This window comes from Stenotrophomonas sp. S39 (assembly GCF_016624665.1).
In the GTDB taxonomy this organism is placed as follows: domain Bacteria; phylum Pseudomonadota; class Gammaproteobacteria; order Xanthomonadales; family Xanthomonadaceae; genus Stenotrophomonas.
This window is the reverse complement of the sequence record NZ_JACVTT010000003.1, coordinates 1-17,876: the sequence shown is the minus strand read 5'-3', so window position 1 is coordinate 17,876 and position 17,876 is coordinate 1. Positions and strand designations below refer to the sequence as shown.

At 62.4% G+C, this 17,876-nt stretch carries 14 protein-coding genes and 3 pseudogenes; 6 read left to right on the top strand and 11 right to left on the bottom strand.

The window, feature by feature from the left end; translation table 11 throughout:
• Window positions 1-764: 764 nt before the first annotated feature.
• From IAE41_RS02240 to IAE41_RS02230, 3 genes are read right to left on the bottom strand one after another with little or no spacing between them, the layout of a single operon-like run.
• Window positions 765-1,646, bottom strand: a complete 882-nt coding sequence (locus IAE41_RS02240) for a TniB family NTP-binding protein (protein WP_200731909.1) — start codon at window positions 1,644-1,646, stop codon at window positions 765-767.
• The gene (locus IAE41_RS02235; RefSeq protein ID WP_200731908.1) at window positions 1,646-3,544 is read right to left on the bottom strand and encodes a Mu transposase C-terminal domain-containing protein; all 1,899 of its coding nucleotides are present in this window, start codon (window positions 3,542-3,544) and stop codon (window positions 1,646-1,648) included. Before IAE41_RS02235 ends, IAE41_RS02240 begins: the two co-directional genes overlap by 1 nt.
• A 3-nt stretch (window positions 3,545-3,547) precedes the next feature.
• On the bottom strand, window positions 3,548-4,078 hold the full coding sequence (locus IAE41_RS02230; protein WP_234458245.1) for a TnsA endonuclease N-terminal domain-containing protein: 531 nt from the start codon (window positions 4,076-4,078) through the stop codon (window positions 3,548-3,550).
• 275 nt (window positions 4,079-4,353) lie between these two features.
• Between IAE41_RS02230 and IAE41_RS02225 the strand changes: the two are divergent.
• Window positions 4,354-5,019, top strand: a pseudogene (locus IAE41_RS02225) (ATP-binding protein); the annotation flags it as partial.
• A gap of 57 nt (window positions 5,020-5,076) precedes the next feature.
• On the opposite strand, the gene IAE41_RS02220 reads toward IAE41_RS02225, so the two are convergent.
• Window positions 5,077-6,273, bottom strand: coding sequence for a GAF domain-containing sensor histidine kinase (locus IAE41_RS02220; RefSeq protein WP_200731907.1), 1,197 nt, complete (start codon window positions 6,271-6,273; stop codon window positions 5,077-5,079).
• 322 nt (window positions 6,274-6,595) lie between these two features.
• Between IAE41_RS02220 and IAE41_RS02215 the strand changes: the two genes are divergently transcribed.
• Entirely contained in the window at window positions 6,596-7,837 is a 1,242-nt protein-coding gene (locus IAE41_RS02215) for an alpha/beta hydrolase (protein WP_325166970.1), read from the top strand.
• Window positions 7,838-7,908: 71 nt separating this feature from the next.
• A pseudogene (locus IAE41_RS22425) lies at window positions 7,909-8,046 on the top strand (ATP-binding protein); the annotation flags it as partial.
• Between the two features lie 150 nt (window positions 8,047-8,196).
• Here IAE41_RS22425 and IAE41_RS02205 read toward each other — a convergent pair.
• From IAE41_RS02205 to IAE41_RS02195, 3 genes are all read right to left on the bottom strand, one after another.
• Window positions 8,197-9,315: an MFS transporter gene (locus IAE41_RS02205; RefSeq protein WP_325166969.1), complete on the bottom strand. Its 1,119-nt coding sequence runs from the start codon at window positions 9,313-9,315 to the stop codon at window positions 8,197-8,199.
• Between the two features lie 190 nt (window positions 9,316-9,505).
• Window positions 9,506-10,414 carry a LysR family transcriptional regulator gene (locus tag IAE41_RS02200; RefSeq protein ID WP_200731906.1) on the bottom strand — a complete coding sequence of 303 codons (909 nt, stop codon included), beginning with the start codon at window positions 10,412-10,414 and terminating at the stop codon, window positions 9,506-9,508.
• Between the two features lie 97 nt (window positions 10,415-10,511).
• Window positions 10,512-11,381, bottom strand: coding sequence for an NmrA/HSCARG family protein (locus IAE41_RS02195; RefSeq protein WP_200731905.1), 870 nt, complete (start codon window positions 11,379-11,381; stop codon window positions 10,512-10,514).
• A gap of 101 nt (window positions 11,382-11,482) precedes the next feature.
• On the opposite strand from IAE41_RS02195, the gene IAE41_RS02190 reads away from it, so the two are divergent.
• Both IAE41_RS02190 and IAE41_RS02185 read left to right on the top strand, forming a co-directional pair.
• Complete coding sequence (locus IAE41_RS02190) at window positions 11,483-12,406, top strand: LysR family transcriptional regulator (RefSeq protein WP_200731904.1); 924 nt, start codon at window positions 11,483-11,485, stop codon at window positions 12,404-12,406.
• A 511-nt stretch (window positions 12,407-12,917) separates the two neighbouring features.
• A complete protein-coding gene (locus IAE41_RS02185; RefSeq protein ID WP_200731903.1) occupies window positions 12,918-13,466 on the top strand; it encodes a hypothetical protein in 549 nt (182 codons plus the stop codon).
• Between the two features lie 507 nt (window positions 13,467-13,973).
• On the opposite strand, the gene IAE41_RS02180 is transcribed toward IAE41_RS02185, so the two are convergent.
• The 4 genes from IAE41_RS02180 to bdcA form a co-directional block, all read right to left on the bottom strand.
• Complete coding sequence (locus IAE41_RS02180; protein WP_234458243.1) at window positions 13,974-14,885, bottom strand: type II CAAX endopeptidase family protein; 912 nt, start codon at window positions 14,883-14,885, stop codon at window positions 13,974-13,976.
• 214 nt (window positions 14,886-15,099) lie between these two features.
• Entirely contained in the window at window positions 15,100-15,624 is a 525-nt protein-coding gene (locus IAE41_RS02175; protein WP_200731902.1) for a DUF6622 family protein, read from the bottom strand.
• Between the two features lie 151 nt (window positions 15,625-15,775).
• A complete protein-coding gene (locus IAE41_RS02170) occupies window positions 15,776-15,928 on the bottom strand; it encodes a hypothetical protein (protein ID WP_200731901.1) in 153 nt (50 codons plus the stop codon).
• Window positions 15,929-15,958: 30 nt separating this feature from the next.
• On the bottom strand, window positions 15,959-16,669 hold the full coding sequence (gene bdcA, locus IAE41_RS02165; protein ID WP_200731900.1) for an SDR family oxidoreductase: 711 nt from the start codon (window positions 16,667-16,669) through the stop codon (window positions 15,959-15,961).
• Between the two features lie 75 nt (window positions 16,670-16,744).
• Between bdcA and IAE41_RS02160 the strand changes: the two are divergent.
• A pseudogene (locus IAE41_RS02160) lies at window positions 16,745-17,329 on the top strand (TetR/AcrR family transcriptional regulator); the annotation flags it as partial.
• Window positions 17,330-17,876: the final 547 nt, after the last annotated feature.

Genomic DNA, 17,876 nt, shown 5'->3' with positions numbered 1-17,876 from the left:
GCCAATATCGGCATGCCGCTCAACCAGGCGCTGCATCTCGATCCGCGGGCCGCGTTCGCCTCCTATGCCGAGCCTTCGCCACACCGGCTTGAATGCCGAGAGCAATGCATCAGCTCCCCAGAGGACCTCTGACCCTGAACACGCATGGCCGTTAAAGTGAAAGGGGCGCTCAGGGTTGATTAGGCATCTAAAGAGCAGTGATTGCAGGGGCGAGACCTCAATAGATGGCGACTCGCACGTCGTCAGTGATCGATTGCAGTTCCAACACATCCGTAGATCAAATCCTTGGCGATGAGGCTGGACTACCGCTCCGCATTGAGGGCAGGCATCCTGGAGAAGCAGTTGATGCAAGGGGCAGACCGTCCAGAAGGAGAGCCGCCATTGCCGCAGGTATGCTCCATTCTCCTCCAAGCATCCCGGGCAGAAAGTTAGACCGTGGCGCTGACGGCTGCGGTGGTATATGCCGAGACTGTTGATCCAGTGATAGACCCCTTGCGGTGGATCTAAGCTGCGCCGCGTGACTTCATTCCAACCAACAAGCGTTAGTCCGTAGAGCATCTGCACGGATTTTCCTGACGGATACGCAAGGCGCTCCAGCAGAGACCGAGACGCGCAGACGTCGACGTCTCTCGTCCAAACCTGGCATCCCGGAGCGTACAGCGCCATGAGCTTGTGCGGCGTTGTGCCATAGGCGATTGAGACCCGGGCGAGATAGCTGGAGAGCAACTCGTCTGGCACCTGCGGCGGCCAGACGATGCGCATGATCAGATTTCTGCCAGCGCAGTAGCGTGGGATGCGGTCTCCTGTACAGCCTTGATGATCTCAACAGTGATCTTTTCCTGACCCGACCTGATCGCCAGAGCGGCCGCGTCACGAAGCAGGGTGACAGTTCCGCCGATGGCCTCACCGCCGGCGGCATGCAAGACAGAGGCTATCTCTTCTCCAGCCAACCCTGAGGGCAGGGCCAAAGGGAGCAGTCGCTCGTATGTGTTAAGGAAGCTCAGGTATGGCAGATCCAGGCCCCACTTGGGCATTGAGAGCGCGCTAAAACGCGATCGCATCTGGGCGTCAAAGGCCAACGCATGGACTGCGGCCTCAGTGCCGGCGGCTACGATGCTCAGATTCAGCTCGTTGCTGAGCTTTCGGATACCCGCCAGTACGTCCGAAGTGCCCTTTCGGGCAAGCGCGACGTCGTTGAACTCGTCTATCGCCAGCACACGGACCTTGAGCACGCGCAAGACCGAGACCACCATCGTGTACTTGGCGCTTGCGGGATCGCCTCTGCGATGCGTAGTCGCGCAGCGGGTGAGAACCTCCGACCATAGTTGGGAGAGGTCCGGCTGTGCAGGCATGTTGATCCGCAGCACTGGAAGGCTCATACCGCCGTCGCCGAGCTGAACGGCAGGATGGCGGAGCTGGAACTGTCGAAGCAATGCCGTCTTGCCGTTGTCGCCTCGAGCGACGATTAGTCGGCACGGTGGTCGCTGCGTGAAGGGATACACAATAAGCTGATCCAGCTCATCCAAGACGGACTTCGCCTTGGCATAGCCGATCCATCGATCCTTCCGGCTCACAGCGATTCTCTCTTCGTTGGAGCCACCCATGTAGGCAGCAACCTGATCGTGCAGGTGGGGATAGCTGCTCATTAGTGGATCTCTCCGATCTCAAGGACTTCAAGTGGCTGCGAAAAGATGCTGCGATCCGTCGGTTTGGGAGCAGATTGGTGCGGGGGCGGAGTAGCCTGCGAAGCATGGGCAGGCTGCTGCGAGGCGGGCCTCGGCTTACCCTTGGGCGCCTTGGCTGCCTGGCGCCGTGCAGCCTTAGACTTAGCTTTGGAGTCTTCTACCAGTTTGCGATTGCTCTCAATGCTCTGGAAGATGCGCTCCTCATCCACGGCGCTCTGGCCCTCCGCTTTGATGCGTTTCTTAGCTTCACGCAGCTCACCGGCAGAGATTGCAGGGTGTCCCATGTTCCGATAGGGAACGGCGATGTACCTGCCGGTGTGGGGATCCAGGAAATAGATCTCGCTGATGTTCCGCGGATCTCTGGCGAAGATGAACTTGCGCTTCAACCTCGGATTGTCGTCCTCAGTCGATCCAATATGGCGATCAAGGATGGGATCGTAGTAGAAGACGTTCTCAACCCGCACACCGTAACGCTGCACGGTGCACTGGTAGTAGGGCAGAAAGTCCATACGAACTCGGTCCGGGTCTGCCGGCAGCATTCGACCGACACCAGGCTTCTCATCGCCAAGGATTGCGTCTTCCCACACTTTGATGGGGGCCGCATTCAGCTGACTATGCACGCGCTGGTGGTAGTTGTTGACAATGAAATTGACCAAGTAGTGTTCAACCTCCCTCAGGGTCAAACTCGCCTCTTTTTCGGAGTCGTAGTTGTCCTTCTCCTGAGTATTTGAGAACGTCGCACCTGGCACCTTTTTCATCTCGGTAGCTACGACCCCCATGTAGCGCTCGATATGCCCGCCGTAGTTCGGCTTCTTTACCGGGCGCCACTGAATGATGATTTGGTTCGCTTCGCAGCCGCGGTTGATCGCCTTGCATTTGAACTCTCTGGCATTGTCGGCATGCAGGGTGCCAATCTGCCCCCATACCGGCCAGTCCCCCTCCACACCCAACATCCTCAAGTACTCGTTCTTCGTGTTCATCGCATGCGATATGCACATGGCCACTGAAGTTGCTGACGGGGGATCCAGCGTGAGGTAAAGACCGACCACGGCCCGGCTGAATACATCAATAGCCAAGGTCAGGTACGGGCGACCTATGGGCTTTCGGTGCTCTTCGTCAACAACAATGATGTCCAAAGGCGTGTGGTCGATCTGAACCACTGCCAGCGGGAAGTCCGCTCCTGGGAATGAGCCCCGGATGGGTTCATACCTATCTCGGGCCTTATCCTTCTGGCCTCGTCGGCGCAGCGCTGTCGCAGGACGGATGTCAGCGATGCGATTGCGAACGGTGTTAGCATGCGGCGCATCAATCTTGGCGACTCGGCAGCGGCGCATTACTTCGTCTACCACCTCCCCTGGACTTGGCTTTTGCCTTTGAAGGTAGAAGTCCTCGATCACCGAAGCGATCACCAGCTCCTGGTCTGCCTGCAGGAAGCGCGACCCCTTGTTGCGACCACGTCTTGTGGGAACCAAAGCCGCTACGTGTTGGTGGTCGTGATAGAGCGCCAGCCACTTGTATAGCGTGGATGTGTTGACGCCGGCGGATAACGCGGCAGCGGCAACCGATGTGCGACTCCGACGAGGGCTGTCCAGCAACGGCTTGATTGCTTCGAAACGCCGCTGCGCAACTGCCCACAGATCATCGGAGAAATGGTGCACAGAGAAGTTGGGAGTCTCATCTCCTTCTTGAACCTCCATGACACGGGACATGGTCTCGATCCGTAGCCGGGTGACCTTCTCGGTCTCCACGTCTTCGGCCAAGACGCTGTTGATGTCCAACGATCGAGTGATTCGATAGCGGCGCTGGCCGACCATGACCTCGACGCCAGGGGAGATGTTGATGAAATTTGAGGAAACCATGTCCTACTCCACCAAGTGCATGGGCGTGCGCATACTGAGCGGCTTAGTCAGATCAATATTGAATTGCCCTGTAGCCACCATCTGCCAGAGCGCGGGAATGGCCTGTGCTTGCTCTTCCTTTGGCCAGTAGGCAGCGGCCAGGAGCCCTTGGGGGGTGGTGGGCCCCAATGCGGTAGCTGTGTACCTCAACTGCGCCTGCCGGACTAGCAGCGGCGGCAGGTCTCGATAGCGCCGGAGGAACTTCGCGTTTGCCAAATAAGGCGTGCGAATGTGCCGCTCAGTGACGATCTTGAACTGCCAGTCACGCAAGCGGCAGTGAGCCACTGCCGCCTTGAACGCAGGGCGCAGGGATGCCCAATCGGCCCGCAGCTTCTCGATCGGCTTCACTTCAAAGACGACCGTCGGGAGAACATCCCGGTCGTATTCAGCCATTACGTCCGGCGTGTAGCGGCGGACGGAGGCGTCTTGAATGTGGGTCAGCGAGAACGGCTGCTCTTTGACGGACAGGACTGTCCGATCGAAATCAAGGATCAAGAGTAGATCCCGCTCCAACGAGGACTCAAAGCCGGCCACGCCACCAGCTTCCAAATTGACCTTCCCCGTGAGGGCCCGGTGGCTATTTTTCAATTTCCGAGCGGGAGTGTGGGTATGGAGTCTACTCATTTGATGTGATCTGCAATGCAGTCTCGTTATTAGATGTGTATAGTCTCGATCTTCGATGTTGAGCATAGACGAGGCGCCCTCTGCTTGCAGGGGCTAACCGGGCCTATTTCGGGCTGCTTGTCTTTGATTTCGCTGGAAGTGACAGTGGCAATCCACCCTGCCCCGGCGAGATTTCGCTCGCCCACCACGGGGTGCTGTTCCTCGACGAGCTTCCCGAATGGAACCGCAGTGCCCTGGAGACGCTGCGTGAGCCTTTGGAGTCCGGGCATATCCGCATCGCGCGTGCGGCGCGCAGTGTGCAGTACCCGGCGCGCTTCCAGTTGGTGGCGGCGATGAATCCGTGCCCGTGCGGATGGGCGGGGGATCGCAGCAATCGCTGCCTGTGTACCGATGAGCGCATCACCCGCTACCGCGCACGCGTGTCGGGGCCGCTGCTGGACCGCATCGACCTGCATATCAGCGTGGCCAGAATGGATGCAGTGGAGCTGCGGGAAAGCACGCCGCTGGGCGAGCCGAGTGCGGTGGTGCGGGCGCGGGTTGAAGCGGCGCATGCGCGGCAGCGCGCTCGGGGTGGGTTGAATGCGCATCTGCCACCGGCAGCGCTGCGGGCATGTACGCGGTTGAGCGAGGGCGATCAGGATCTGCTGGAGCAGGCGATTGAACGCTTGCAGCTCTCAGCGCGGGCGATGCACCGGATTCTGCGGGTGGCTCGCACGATCGCGGATCTGGATGCGTGCGAGGGAATCGGGACGGCGCACCTGGCGGAGGCGATTGGCTATCGGCAGTTGGATCGGGGGAAGGCAGGGGCCTGAGAGCGCTCTCGCTTACGCCCAGAGCCTGACTAACCCAACTCCGCCGTCTCCCGGTCCCTACGAACGTCCCGCGCCCGGCATCTGGAACGTAAACAAGGTTCCCGCACCTTCATTGGACGCCACCTCGAGTGTCCCGCCATGAGACCTGGCGATTTCCGATGCGATGTAGATGCCCAGACCCAGGCCGGGCCTGGGCAGCTCGCCCTGCTCGCGGGAAAACGGGCTGAAAATGTTGCCCAGCCGCTCCGACGGAATGCAGCCGGCGTTGTGCACATCCAGCGTCAGAGCATTGGATGCGGCGTGAACCCTCAGCGTGACAGGCGCAGATCGCTCGCCGTGCTGGGCGGCGTTCGTCAGCAGGTTGGCCAGCAGCTGCGAGAGCCTGCTGGGGTCGCAGACGACGCTGCCCTCGATCTGCATCTGAACGCTGATGTCCTGGCGACCGGTAGCGATCGCCACCTCCGCCGCCACGCGTTCGAGATCAGCCTGCAACGAATGGCTTTCGCGCAGCGAGATCGGAATGCCGCCACCCAACCGACCCCGGGCGAAATCGAGCACATCGTTGATCAGCCCATCCATGCGGGTGACGCCCGATGCGATGTGCGCGAGCATCTGCTGCTGACGCTCGGAAGTCGCCTCCATTTCCAGCGAATCCGCAGCCACGCTGATCGCCTGCAGCGGGCTGCGGAGGTCATGGCCCAGCACCGCAATGAACTGATCGCGCAGGTCTGAAACCCGCTGTGCATCGGTGAGTGCCGTCTCTGCTTCCAGTAGGCGATCCTCCTTGTCGAGGTAGTTCCCGACGAGGTCGGCAAGCAGCTCCATGGATCGCCGGACATGGGCTTCATCGAAGTTGCCCGGCGACGAATCAATGGCACAGAGGGTGCCGAAGAAGCTGCCGTCCGGGCGATGGATCGGCACGGACGCGTAGCTCTCAAGCCCGTAGATCCGCGGGGTGTGGTGCTTGGAATACAACGGGTGCGCACTGGCGTGCGCGAACACGACCGAGGTGGGCGACTGCCTGATCTCGTCGCAGATGGTGGTTTCCAGGACCAGTTGCCCGCCTGGAACCAGCCCAAACCCCAGGGTGTCCAAGGTGGCGCAGGCCGTCCAGGTCGTCTCGGTTACCCGGGCAATCGCAGTGAATCTTGAGCCGGTGATATGGGCCACGGTTTCAAGGATGCGCGGCACCGCCTCGATACGACCAATCTCAGCGATGTCGTTCAGCAGATTGGGATCGGTCAGGGTATGCATGTAGGGGCAATCGGGCGCGGTGGCGCATCATCCCATGAAACCGCCGGGGCAGCCGGGATGACCCAGGTCGCGAATGAATGTCCGCTATCGGCCAGCAGCAGACAGCAACAGCCGCGCCGGGTTACTTCCGGCATTCGCCTTGATTCCTGTCCAGCCCTCATCGTAGGCGCTCATTCAAGCCAAGGGATGGTCGATGCGTCGCAGTGCGCTGTGGGCGGTAATGCTTCTGTTCTCACCCGTAATTGCCAGTGCATCTGCACCCAAGGCGCGTGCCTGCGAGGATGGCGCGTCAGCCGCCTTGCGAGAATCACGGTGCGCCACGGTGGACGTTCCACTTCGCCATGCCGATCCATCAGGCGAGCAGATAGCGCTGTTCCTGCGGCGCATACCGGCCAGCGCGGATGTGCCCAAGCGAGGCGAGGTCTGGCTGATCTCTGGTGGCCCGGGCGAGTCAGGGGCATCCCTGTATCCCCTTATCCCGACTTACCAGCGTGCGTTCCCCGGGTTTGATCTTGTGATCCCCGACCACCGGGGCACGGGTCGGTCATCGCGGATCTGTCCCATCCAGGAAGCACCTGAAAGCCCGGAAGGCACAGGGTTGGCAGGTGCCGAGTGGGGCCCCTGCATCGGCAGCATGTATGCGAACCTGCAGCGCACGTCCGCTTTTTCCATTACCGAGGCTGCGCATGACCTTCGCATTCTGATGTCACAGGCAGATGGCAGCGGGCAGGTGTTGCTGTATGGCGTCTCCTACGGCACCCAGCTGGCGTTGCGTTCGCTCCAGGTCAATGATCTTCATGTGGATGGGCTCATCCTCGACGGACTGGTGCCGCCCGAGACCACTGAAACGTGGGACCTCAGCCGGCGCACCGCGCTTGTTGACCAGGTCGGGCGGCAGAGCATGGATGAACGTAGCCTCCAACAATATCGGGCGCTGCTGGCGGTGAAAGATGCGGCCTGGCAGAAGGACGTGCCAGGTGGCGACCTGCGCCGGTTCTTCGCCGCGCTGTTGAGCTTCCCTACGCTGCGCGATCAAATGCCGAAGATCGTGCAGGACCTTTCCGAGGGTGATACCCGCACGCTGGCCGCCACGGTGAAAGACTGGAATGCCGCGCTGGCGCAGCTGGGACAGGGAGGAAACAACCAGCCCGCCCTGCCACTGGTGATGCTCATTGCCGCCTCGGAGAACAACGCACGACCGGAGCTCAGCATGGAGACCGTGATCGAAGAGGCAAAAGATGCGTTGTTCGTCAGTCCCATTCCCGGCCTGCTCGTCAGTGGCAGCGTCCCGCGTTACCCGCGTGATGCCTGGTTCGGAAAGACCCCGCACACCCTGCCACGAACACTGATCCTGCAGGGGACGCTGGATCCGAATACCGCCTACGCCGGTGCCCAGGAACATGCTGCCTTGCTCCGCAGTTCGGGGCCTGTCAGTTTCCACACGGTGGACCGCGGCGCCCATCTGCTGCCGTTGGTAGCGCCAGGCTGCTTTGTTGCGGCTGTCGGCAGCTTCATTGGGGGCGGCGTGGTCAGCGAGCGCTGCGAAGAGCCCTCATTGAAGTAAGAGGCACGGTGCGCATCTGCGTGCGTCGGGTGGAGGCGATGCCATCGGTACGGTTCGCGCCACCGCTGAAAGGCACGTTTGCCGCGGTCTCTATCAGCGATGACGGGTGCGGCATTGAGGCTTCGGTAATGACCCACGTGTTCGATCCGTTCTTCACCACCAAGGGCGTGGGTGAAGGCACCGGACTGGGGCTCAGCCACACGCTGGGTGATCTGGCCCGGGCAATCAACCCGCCCAGAGCGTCCTGGGCCGCGGTTGAACCTGAGGGAGATGAAACGGCTTGGCGCGCGGTGACGTGAGCGCAACGATGTTCGCGAAGGCGTGTGATCGGCCTGGCTCCAGGCGCTTCGACCGATCCGTCAGCCCCTGCGGAGGTTGAGGCGATTTACCAGCGGGAGTGTCACCACCGCTATCAACGCAATGACAGCCCCGACGTAGCCAAGGCTACCGGGTCCCATCTGCGAAATGGTCACGCCACCGATGACCGCACCGAGCCCGATACCCGCGTTGGCGGCGGATACGTTGACCGTACCGGCGAGCGCTTGCGCATCAGGACCAGCGCGCATTACACGGACCTGGCAGATCGGATAGAGCGCGGTGTTGGCGATACCCCAGAGCGCAAGCGCAACGAAAAGCAAGCCGATGCTCTGCGCGAACAGCATCGTGAGTGCCATGCCCACGCCCAGCAGCAACGTGAACACGCCGGTGACGGCCAGAGGCGATCCATCCAGCCATCGTCCCCCCAACCAGTTGCCGATCAGGCCGACCGCGCCAAAGCCCATCAGCCACCAACCCACGGCAGCCGAAGAGACATGCGCGACACGTTCCAGGATGTCTGCCAGATACGTGTAGGCGGTGAAGTTTGCAGTGAAGATCAACGCAGACAACAGCACGTTTGCGACGAAGAAGGGATTGCGGAAGATCCTGGCCTGCTCGAACAGGCTGGACCTGGCACCGGCATCCTGCTTGGGCATGCAAAGAAACAGGACGGCAGCAGTCACCAGGGAGAGCGCTGCCAGAAGCCAGAACGCGCCACGCCAGCCAATACCCTCTGACGCGAGGGTGCCCATCGGAATTCCAAAGAGCATTGCTGCGGAAATGCCCAGATAGACGGTGGACACCGCCCGCGAAGCAGCCTGTGGGCCCGCGATCTTTCCTGCGGTCTCGCTTGCGGTTCCCCAGAACACGGGAAGGGCAAGTGCGGGGACGATGCGCGCAATAGCCAGCACCCACACATTGGGAGCGATCGCGGCCAACGCATTCGACGCGGCGAACAGCACGAGGATTGCCACGAAAAGGCTACGCCGTTCGAAATGCGCAACCCAGGCAGTCAGCGGCGGGCCGAAGATGGTGACGACAAGCGCGAACAATGTCACCAGTTGGCCCGCGGTGGAGATCGTTACTGAGAGGTCACGGGCAATCGATGGCAACAGCCCGATGATGAGAAATTCGGTTGTGACGATCGTGAAGGCAGCCACGGCCAGAATGAAGATGGAGCTTGAACCGGATACGCGCGCCTCTCCAGCGGGCGGACACGGGGTTTGCAGAGAGGACGGGCCTGCGCTTTTCACTTTGGGCTGCCAGATCGAGGAAGCGCCAGAGTCTATTTGATCCACAAGTTCCTGTTTGCGATGTATTTTCCATTGATTATGGAATCTGCATCCACAATCAAACGCTCAGAGAGGCTGTGAGATGACTGATGAGCGCATCGACCTTCGGCAGCAGCTGCCTGCTTCGTCGCCATAGTAGGTAGAGGGGCAGGCCCTTCGTGGAGAACGAAGGCAGGACCTCCACCAGTTCACCTCTGGCCAGGCGGTCTTCAATCAGCCATGTGGAAAGCTGTGCCACCCCCAGACCGCGCACAACGGCCTCCACCAGGATGTCGGCGTTTCCCACCTCGAGCTTGGCGTGGGGGACATAATGCTCGACGGGCCCGTCGTCTCGCTGGATGAACCACGGGCTGGGTGATCCGTCAGCACGGCGATACACCGCCGCGTTCAACTCGCCGAGCATGCCCAGGCTGTCGGGTATCGGCCCGTAGCTGGCAAGAAATCCAGGCGAGCAGCAGAAGACACGCCGCTCATGCCCCAGATACTTGTAGCCGATGTTGCTTGGCCACGTATCGCTGCCACCAATCCTGACCGCAACATCCACGTTCTCCTCAGCGAGATCCACGAAACGATCCGTAAATGAGATCTCCGGCCTGATCTCATCAAAGCGCCGAAGGAAATCGAAGAGGGACGGCATTACCTTCCGGGTGCCATAGGATGCAGGGAGGTCGATTCTCAGCTTGCCCACAGGCGTGGTGCCTTCGGATCCAAGCACTTGCTCCGCTTCTTCCAGCTCACCCAGTACGCCTGTGCACGTCCGATAGAAGGCGTTGCCGGCGTCAGTCATGGCGAGCTTGCGGGTGGTCCGCATGAAGAGCTTTACGCCCAGCCGGTCCTCCAGACGAACGACCGCTTTCCCGACAGCCGAGTTCGTCAGATTGAGTCGGCTCGCGGCAGCAGTGAAGCTTCCTGCCTCAACTACCGCGACGAAGACATCAATGCCCTTCAACCGTTCGGAAGAGTACATACCCTGGCTCGATAGCAATTTCGCAGCAGCATAGCCGCTCAGCTCGGCAGTGGGCTCTCAGCCAGCAGGCGGCTCACCCTTTGCCCTGCCTCCGTCCTCAGCCCGCTGACGCATGCTCCGCCGCAAATTCGCCGTACGTACGCAACGGCCGACCCAGCAACTGCATCAACCGCTCCACGTCGCCTGCGCCCGGCAGCATGCCGTCACTGATGAACCGCTCTGCCATCTGTCGCATGTCGTAGGCCATCCATGCCGGCATGAACTGGCGCAGGTTCTGCTCGAATGCAGCCGTGTCATCGCCGCCATAGGCGATCGTGCGGTTGAGCACACTGCTCCAGATGGCCGCAACCTGTTCGCCAGTCAGTGCTTCCGGGCCCACCAGATTGAGGCGGGTCAGCGCGCTGTTGTCCGGCGCCTGTTCGCGGTTGAGCAGTTCGATGGCGGCGATCTCGGCGATATCGCGGGTGTCGATCATCGCCAGGCCCTTGCTGCCGATCGGCATGGGGTACACGCCGTAGCCCTGCACCACGTCCTTGATGGTGAGGTCGTTGTCGATGAAATAGGCCGGGCGCAGGATCGTGGCGCTGAAGCCCATCTGCTCGACCATGCGCTCCACGCCGAACTTGCCGGCGAAGTGCGGCACGTTGACGTAGCGGTCGCTGTGGATCACCGACAGGTACACCACCCGCTTCACTCCGGCCTCGCGGGCCACGTTGAGGGTGATCAGCGCCTGGGTGAATTCGTCGGCGACCACCGCGTTGAGCAGGAACAGCGTGGAGACGCCCTCGAGTGCGTGGCGCAGGGCATCCACATCCAGCATGTCGCCCTGCACCAGCTGCACGGTGGCAGGGAGGTTGGCGGTGGCGGGGGTGCGGACCAGCGCGCGGACGTTCGCGCCGCGCTGGGTGAGGTGCTGGACGACCTGACGGCCGATGGTGCCAGTGGCGCCGGTAACAAGAATGGTCATGGGGTACTCGGGGTGGTTGGGTGGTGGGGCCTCATGATTATTGATCCGCATACGGTCCGATAGCCCATATACTTGGACCACCCGTCTCACCGGTGGAACACATGGACCTGCTGGCCCTGGCCGACTTCAACCTGGTGGCGCGGCACGGCGGGTTTGGCCGCGCCGCGCGCGCGGCGGACCGCCCGAAGGCAACACTGTCCCGGCGCGTGGGTGAGCTGGAGGCAAGCCTGGGAGTGCGGCTGTTTGAACGTGGCTCGCACACGTTGAAGCTCACTGAGGAAGGTCGGGCATTGTTCGAGCGCACCGAGACGCTGCTGACCGATCTGGAGGAAGCGGCCACCTCCATTGCCTCGGGCGGCGACACGCCTCGTGGCCGGCTGCGTGTGAGCGCACCGATGCTGTTCTCGCAGATGGCACTGGGCAGGATCGCAGCCGAATTCGTGCAGCGCTACCCTCAGGTACGGCTCGATGTCACCACCGAAGACCGCGCCGTGGACATGGTGGAAGAAGGCTATGACCTGGTGATACGCGTCAATCCGGCTTCGGATGAGCGGCTGGTGGGGCGCGTGCTGGTGCGCGACCGTCTGGTAGCGGTGGCGCACCCGGATCTGCCCCTGCCCGCGCAGGGCGAGACCGCGCCTGCGGTGTTCCGGCCATCCGGCGTTGCTACCACCTGGTACCTGGTGACGCCACGTGGCGAGATGCATGTCGCGGTGGATCCGGTGCTGCGCCTGGGCGCATTGACCATGGTGCGCGATGCCGTGCGCGCAGGCACCGGTGCGGCGCTGCTGCCCTTTTCGCTGGTTGCCGACGATCTCAGGGATGGCGCACTGGTGTCGTGGGGGCATGCGAAGGCGCCGCCCATCGAGATCTGGGCGCTGTACCCCTCGCGACGGCTGCTCAGCGCGAGGGTGTCGGCGCTGCTCGAGCTGCTCAAGGAGTGCTTCCCGGAGGGTCAAGCGGAGGAGCTGGCGGCGCTTGCGGGCGGAGGGTGCATCGTGGCCGGCGCAGTTGGATCATCGTGATCGGATTGGTGGACGGCGACGGGATACTGAAACCGGCCCCAGTCTTTGTGTATGTTTTCGGTGCCGGCTTCTTCAGATGTCCGCTTTCGGCCAGAAGCGGACATCCCCCCGAATGTCGGTAGCGCACGAAAGCGGGGGCGATTCTGTTACGCGAAGAACTACACACGCTCTCACTCGGAAGACGACCTGGACAGGCCTCAATCACTTGCGCCGCGTAGAGAACGCGATTGCACCGACGGCCCGCGTTCTTGACAAAGATCTCGTCCTCTACTAGCCGGCCAACGACCAGGTTCGCGGCGCAGAAGGTCACCCGGTGGTCTTCCATCGCAGTGTTGACCGTCAGATTTGGTTTGCTAAGCAGGCGATGGATATGTCCCATAGCACCGCATCACGGCGAACCTTGCCTAGACGTTGCAGCCATTCGTCATGGTGCCGCCAGTCACATTGTGTGCCGCCTTTGCCGTTCCTATGCTTTGACTCCTATAGCCACAACGCTCCTCATAGAGATTTGATGATGAATATTCAAAAGTCTCACTGGCTGTCGCTCTGCGCCCTCATCCTTGGCACGGTCGTCGCTGCGCTGCAGCTGGGTTGGGAGCACACTCACGGCGGCATCCTGCGCCACCATCTGCTCAATGATGCGAGTCTGCCGGCGATCTCCAATCTGTGGGCGCTCTTGGTGATGCCCATGCTGGGTGCATTGGCAGGCTGGAGCGTTACCCGTCGAGCACGCGAGCGGCAGGGGTTACTCATTCCGGCCATGGCCGGCTTCCTAGGCTCGCTGCTTGGAGGTATCGCGCTATCGGTGGCCTTCGTAGCCGGCGGTGAAGCGGCGGCAACGCAGGTAATGATGGCGCTGCTCGTGGCTGCTGTACTGCTCCCGGTCTACCGGGCGGAGTACCTGTTCGGCTTCGTGGTGGGGATGACCTTTGTCTTCGGTCCCGTGCTGCCGGCGCTTGTGGCTTGCGTACCGATGCTGATCGCCGCGATCAGCCGGCTGGTGATATGGCGAGCTGTTGCGTGGGCGTTGCGCCGCGCCCGAGCTGTTGCAGCAGCATGATGTGCCAACCGGACAAGGGACGCAGCTTGCTGCACCTTTTTGTCCACTTCAAACTGTGTGAGAAGGTGACTCCTTTGGTACCGGCTCAGGCTGCGATCTTTTGCTCATAGAACGGGTACCGCTTGTCATCGAAGATCGCGAAAAGTGCCTGCAAGTCGAGCGGGTTCGAATGGAACCCCGGCGGCGCCATCAAAAAGACAGCTCTACCGCGATGGAGTCCTTATAGGTTCCTGCAGGCAGCCGGCCATGCCAGCCGCCAAGCCGCTCCAGGGTCCGCTTCCGGCCAGGAGCAGTCGTTGCGAGACGTAAACGGAAGGTGGCCTGGTCGAACTTTATCGAGGAAGCGACATCACTCTCCGTTGAGACTTCAGCGAAGGCAGTCTCGGTTCCACTCGGTACCGGGGCTGGCACCCCGAACCTAGTCTGCCTCCAGATCGCTGAATACCTCGAGCGGAATCCGTACAAGCACTTTGCAGAACGAGCAACGATGCCGCCCTGGCAGGGGCGTTACCTGCTGGTCGGCGAGAAGTTGTGAGCTCCGCGCGTCTTTCGCCACTGGATCCACGCGATCGCGGCGACGAAGAAAGCGCTGCACAGGTAACTACCTTCCGGCCCTTGCGTGCCACCGGTGAGGGTGTCCAGGCCTTGTGGACGCAGTGCCACCAGCAGCGCCGGCAAGTGCGCATCCATGCCGGTGACGGGCAGTTCGAAACCGGTTGCGAGCAACCAGTTCCATCCCGCGTGCCAGCCCATCACGCCCCAGATATTGCCGGTCCACAGCGCCCAGGCGCAGGCGAACAGCGAGAACAGGAACGTGCCGAGCATGACCAGCGGCGGCTGCTGCGGACTGAAATGCAGGAAGCAGAAAACGAGCGACACCAGCAGCACTGCCACCGCGACATTGGTCTTGCGCGCCACCACCGACAGCATCCAACCGCGGAAGATGACTTCCTCCACGGTCGCCTGGAACATGAAACTCAATAGCAGCAGACCGATGTGCAGCAGGCTGGCGGGCGAGCGCCAAGCCTGCCCCAAGCCTGCGGCCTGCATGCCGCCTGCCATCCAGATCGCGACTACGACCAGCACAACTGTGCCGAACCCAACGGCAAGTCCGCGCAGGAAGGCTTTCAACGGTGCCGGACCAGTCAGCCCGATAGTCGCCAGCGAGCGCCCTTCGACCCAGCGTACCCAGGCGAGCACGGCCGCCAGCGTTGGCGCAAAGCCCATCCACAGCAGCGCATGCAAGCCAGCGAGCCCGATTGGATCGCCGCGCGGCGTCGACCAATGCTGCGACTGCATCCATCCGTCCAGCGCGATCACCGGTACCGCGTTGAACAGGATCATCAGGATCGGCGTCAGCCAGACCCAGGGCAGCCAGCCGCGGGCCGGATCGGGCGAATACAGGGCAACGGGAGTCATGCGGGGCTCGAGGTGGACGTGATCGCCGCTGCACGTTGCCATCCACGCGGGGGCGTGGCAATCCGTTTGCGACCAAGCCCCGGAAGCCGCCGATCAATCACCTGGATCGCCGACGAAAGGGCACTGATCTGCTGCGTCACTACTGCCCGAAGGGTGTTGATCTGTCGCGCTTCTCCCAAGCCAAGCTCAACAGCGTCTCCGGCCCCTCCCTACCTCAGTGCGCCGGACCCAGATTGCTGAGCATGCCCTTGCGCAGCACCGACAGATACCGGAAGTACTTGCCAACAAAAATGCCGGTGAACCCACCAGACAGCAGCAGATACGCGGCACTGAAGCTGCCGTTGGCACTCAGCGCAGGCGACACCGCAAGCGCCGCCTCGAACCCGTACTTCACCAGGAACGTGACCAGCAGCAGCGGCAGCAGGCTGTAATCCGCGCTGCGCCACAACCGGCCCGTCGCTTCGTCCACGGTCAGCGTCGCGCGGCGCAGCAGCACCCAGCCAAGCATCGCACCCGCACAGATGCCGGCGAGCCACTCGCTCCACGCCACCAGCGAACCGCCGTAGCGATGGCTGATCGACCAGATGCCCCACACAGTGAACAGCGCCGGCACGATCGCCAGCCTCCGCAGCGAGGTCTGTCCTGGCCGCATGGCCGCGACGCCACGGGTGATGAGATACGCCAGGATCACCCAGACCCAGATCGGGGTGTGCGAGAGGATGGGCAGCAGCAGGTTCACGGGAGGTCCTTTCAGTGAGTGCCCGCACGGAGGGCGGTGGGTGGCGCTCACTATTGACGGACCGCACCCGCTGAACAAGTGACAGGTGTCAGCGACTGCTCCAGAGCCCTCGGCCGCCGCGCACGGGCGGCGGCCGGTCGCCCTCACTTCTTCAGGGCATTACCCAGCGCGTCATCCAAAGACCCGAGCCTCCCCCATACGGCGCACGCAGGCGCAGGTTCGACGCCCCATCCTTGGCCTGCACCACCACCGCCTTGCGGTGGCTGAACTGACGGAAGCCATGCACGCCGTGGTAGGCGCCCATGTCGGCCGCATCCAGCCCCGCCTGCACGCATCAGGCGCCAAAAGCACCATCAATGGTATGCATCGCCCCGGTCACGAAGCCTGCCTCCGGACCCGCCAACCAGGCGACCATGCCCGCCACCTCCTCCGGACGTCCGTGACGCTTGATCGCCATGAAGCTGTGCATCAAGTCCTTCATGGGGCCGTCCTCGGGGTTGGCATCGGTGTCGATGGGACCGGGTTGAACAATATTGATCGTGATTCCGCGCGGACCGAAGTCCCGTGCCAAGCCGCGTGCCAGGCCCTGCAGCGCTGATTTGCTCACCGCGTACGACGCCATGCCAGGCACCGGCATCCTGTCGCCGTTCACCGAGCCGATCACAATGATGCGACCGCCATTGGCCATCGTGCGCGCCGCCTCGACCGAGGCGTGGTACGGCGCGTGCACGTTGATGCGCAGCAGACGATCCACGGCGTCGGGGTCCTGCTCAAGCGCGTCACCAAAGATCGCGATACCCGAGTTCACCACCAGTACGTCCAGCGGCCCGCTGTCACGCACCCGCGCGATGACTGCGTCTCGGTCGGCACTGTCGGTCATCCCGGCAGTCGCTCCGGTCTCCGCAGCCAGCGCATGCGCCGCATCCGGGGAGCCGCTGTAGGTGAACGTCACCGAGGCCCCCTCGGCGGCGAAACGGCGGACAATTGCCGCTCCAATGCCTCGGCTGCCGCCCAGGACAAGCACGTTCCGGTTCTTGAACATCATGTTTCGACACACCCATGCATTTAATGTAGCATCCACTATAGAAATGGCCCGCGACTGCTGTCAAGGAATTTAATAGTGGTTGATACAAAAAATGCGCGACCGCGCGGTCGCCCCCGGGCATTCGACCCTGATGCTGCCGTGGCCACGGCGCAGCACCTGTTTCATGAGCGCAGCTATGACGACGTCAGCGTGGCAGACATCACCAGCACCCTCGGGATCAATCCGCCCAGTTTTTATGCTGCTTTCGGCAGCAAGGCGCGGCTGTTCGGCAAGGTGCTGGACCGATATGCGTGCGAGGGTGCCATCCCGTTGAAGCAATTGCTGGATCCAGCCCGGCCCGTCGTTGCGTGTCTGGCCGCCGTGCTTGAGGAAGCCGCATGCCGATATGCAGGCAGGGAGGGCGCGGCCGGGTGCATGGTCATTGAAGGGGTGCAGGCCATCGACGATGACGCCCGGCGGGCGGCCATGGTCTTCCTGATGGGTGCCGAAGCTGCGATCCGTGATTTCGTCGCAGCGCGCCACCCGGAGGCTGCTGACCGGGTGGTGGACTACATGACCACTGTCATGATGGGCCTGTCCACGAACGCGCGCAGGGGGCACGACCATGCTCGCCTTCTGGAGTCCGCGCGGCTGGCAGTCGGCGGCCTGGAGCAGGCGATGGCTCCCCCGGTTCATGCCGGCGTGGATGGCGTAGTACATGCGACAGATGGCCGAACGCTTCATCAGCGACGGAATGCGGCCGGGCGCGGGTGACGTGGAGCGGTTGATGCCGTTGCTGGGCAGGCCGCTGCGTACGTACGGCGCGATCGCAGCCGAGCACGCGCCTGCGGGCTGAGGGCCGATCCGTGGCAGCGTTTGTCATCGGGAACACTCGCATGGCAGGCAGCCGGCGTTTAGCGGCCAGGCATGCTTTTGCCCACGGCGCCCATGTCGCAAATGCCCCGCTCCGACGTGGCAGGCTGCACTGCTTGGCGACCGTAACCCAGAGCGGCCGAAAGCCACGCCAGGCGGGGCCTCTTGCCACCTCCGCCGCTATGCGACAATGCCAGAAGCGTCATGGGTTTTGGCGGCATTGACCCCAACCCTTGCCTTTCCCAACTACATCCAGCAACTCTGGCACCGCCACCGAAAACGGGTGGCCGGGTGTCGAAAACCCGTTTGCTAGATGTAGTTTGCGCTCGCCAGTCGGCACCACCTCGCGTGGTGC

Coding starts and splice junctions, on each gene's coding strand:
- IAE41_RS02185 (WP_200731903.1), top strand. CDS start 12,918: ATGATGAATATTCAAAAGTCTCACTGGCTGTCGCTCTGCGCCCTCATC.
- IAE41_RS02170 (WP_200731901.1), bottom strand. CDS start 15,928: ATGGGCGCCTACCACGGCGTGCATGGCTTCCGTCAGTTCAGCCACCGC.
- IAE41_RS02220 (WP_200731907.1), bottom strand. CDS start 6,273: ATGCATACCCTGACCGATCCCAATCTGCTGAACGACATCGCTGAGATT.
- IAE41_RS02195 (WP_200731905.1), bottom strand. CDS start 11,381: ATGACCATTCTTGTTACCGGCGCCACTGGCACCATCGGCCGTCAGGTC.
- IAE41_RS02240 (WP_200731909.1), bottom strand. CDS start 1,646: ATGAGCAGCTATCCCCACCTGCACGATCAGGTTGCTGCCTACATGGGT.
- IAE41_RS02235 (WP_200731908.1), bottom strand. CDS start 3,544: ATGGTTTCCTCAAATTTCATCAACATCTCCCCTGGCGTCGAGGTCATG.
- bdcA (WP_200731900.1), bottom strand. CDS start 16,669: ATGATGTTCAAGAACCGGAACGTGCTTGTCCTGGGCGGCAGCCGAGGC.
- IAE41_RS02180 (WP_234458243.1), bottom strand. CDS start 14,885: ATGACTCCCGTTGCCCTGTATTCGCCCGATCCGGCCCGCGGCTGGCTG.
- IAE41_RS02200 (WP_200731906.1), bottom strand. CDS start 10,414: ATGTACTCTTCCGAACGGTTGAAGGGCATTGATGTCTTCGTCGCGGTA.
- IAE41_RS02190 (WP_200731904.1), top strand. CDS start 11,483: ATGGACCTGCTGGCCCTGGCCGACTTCAACCTGGTGGCGCGGCACGGC.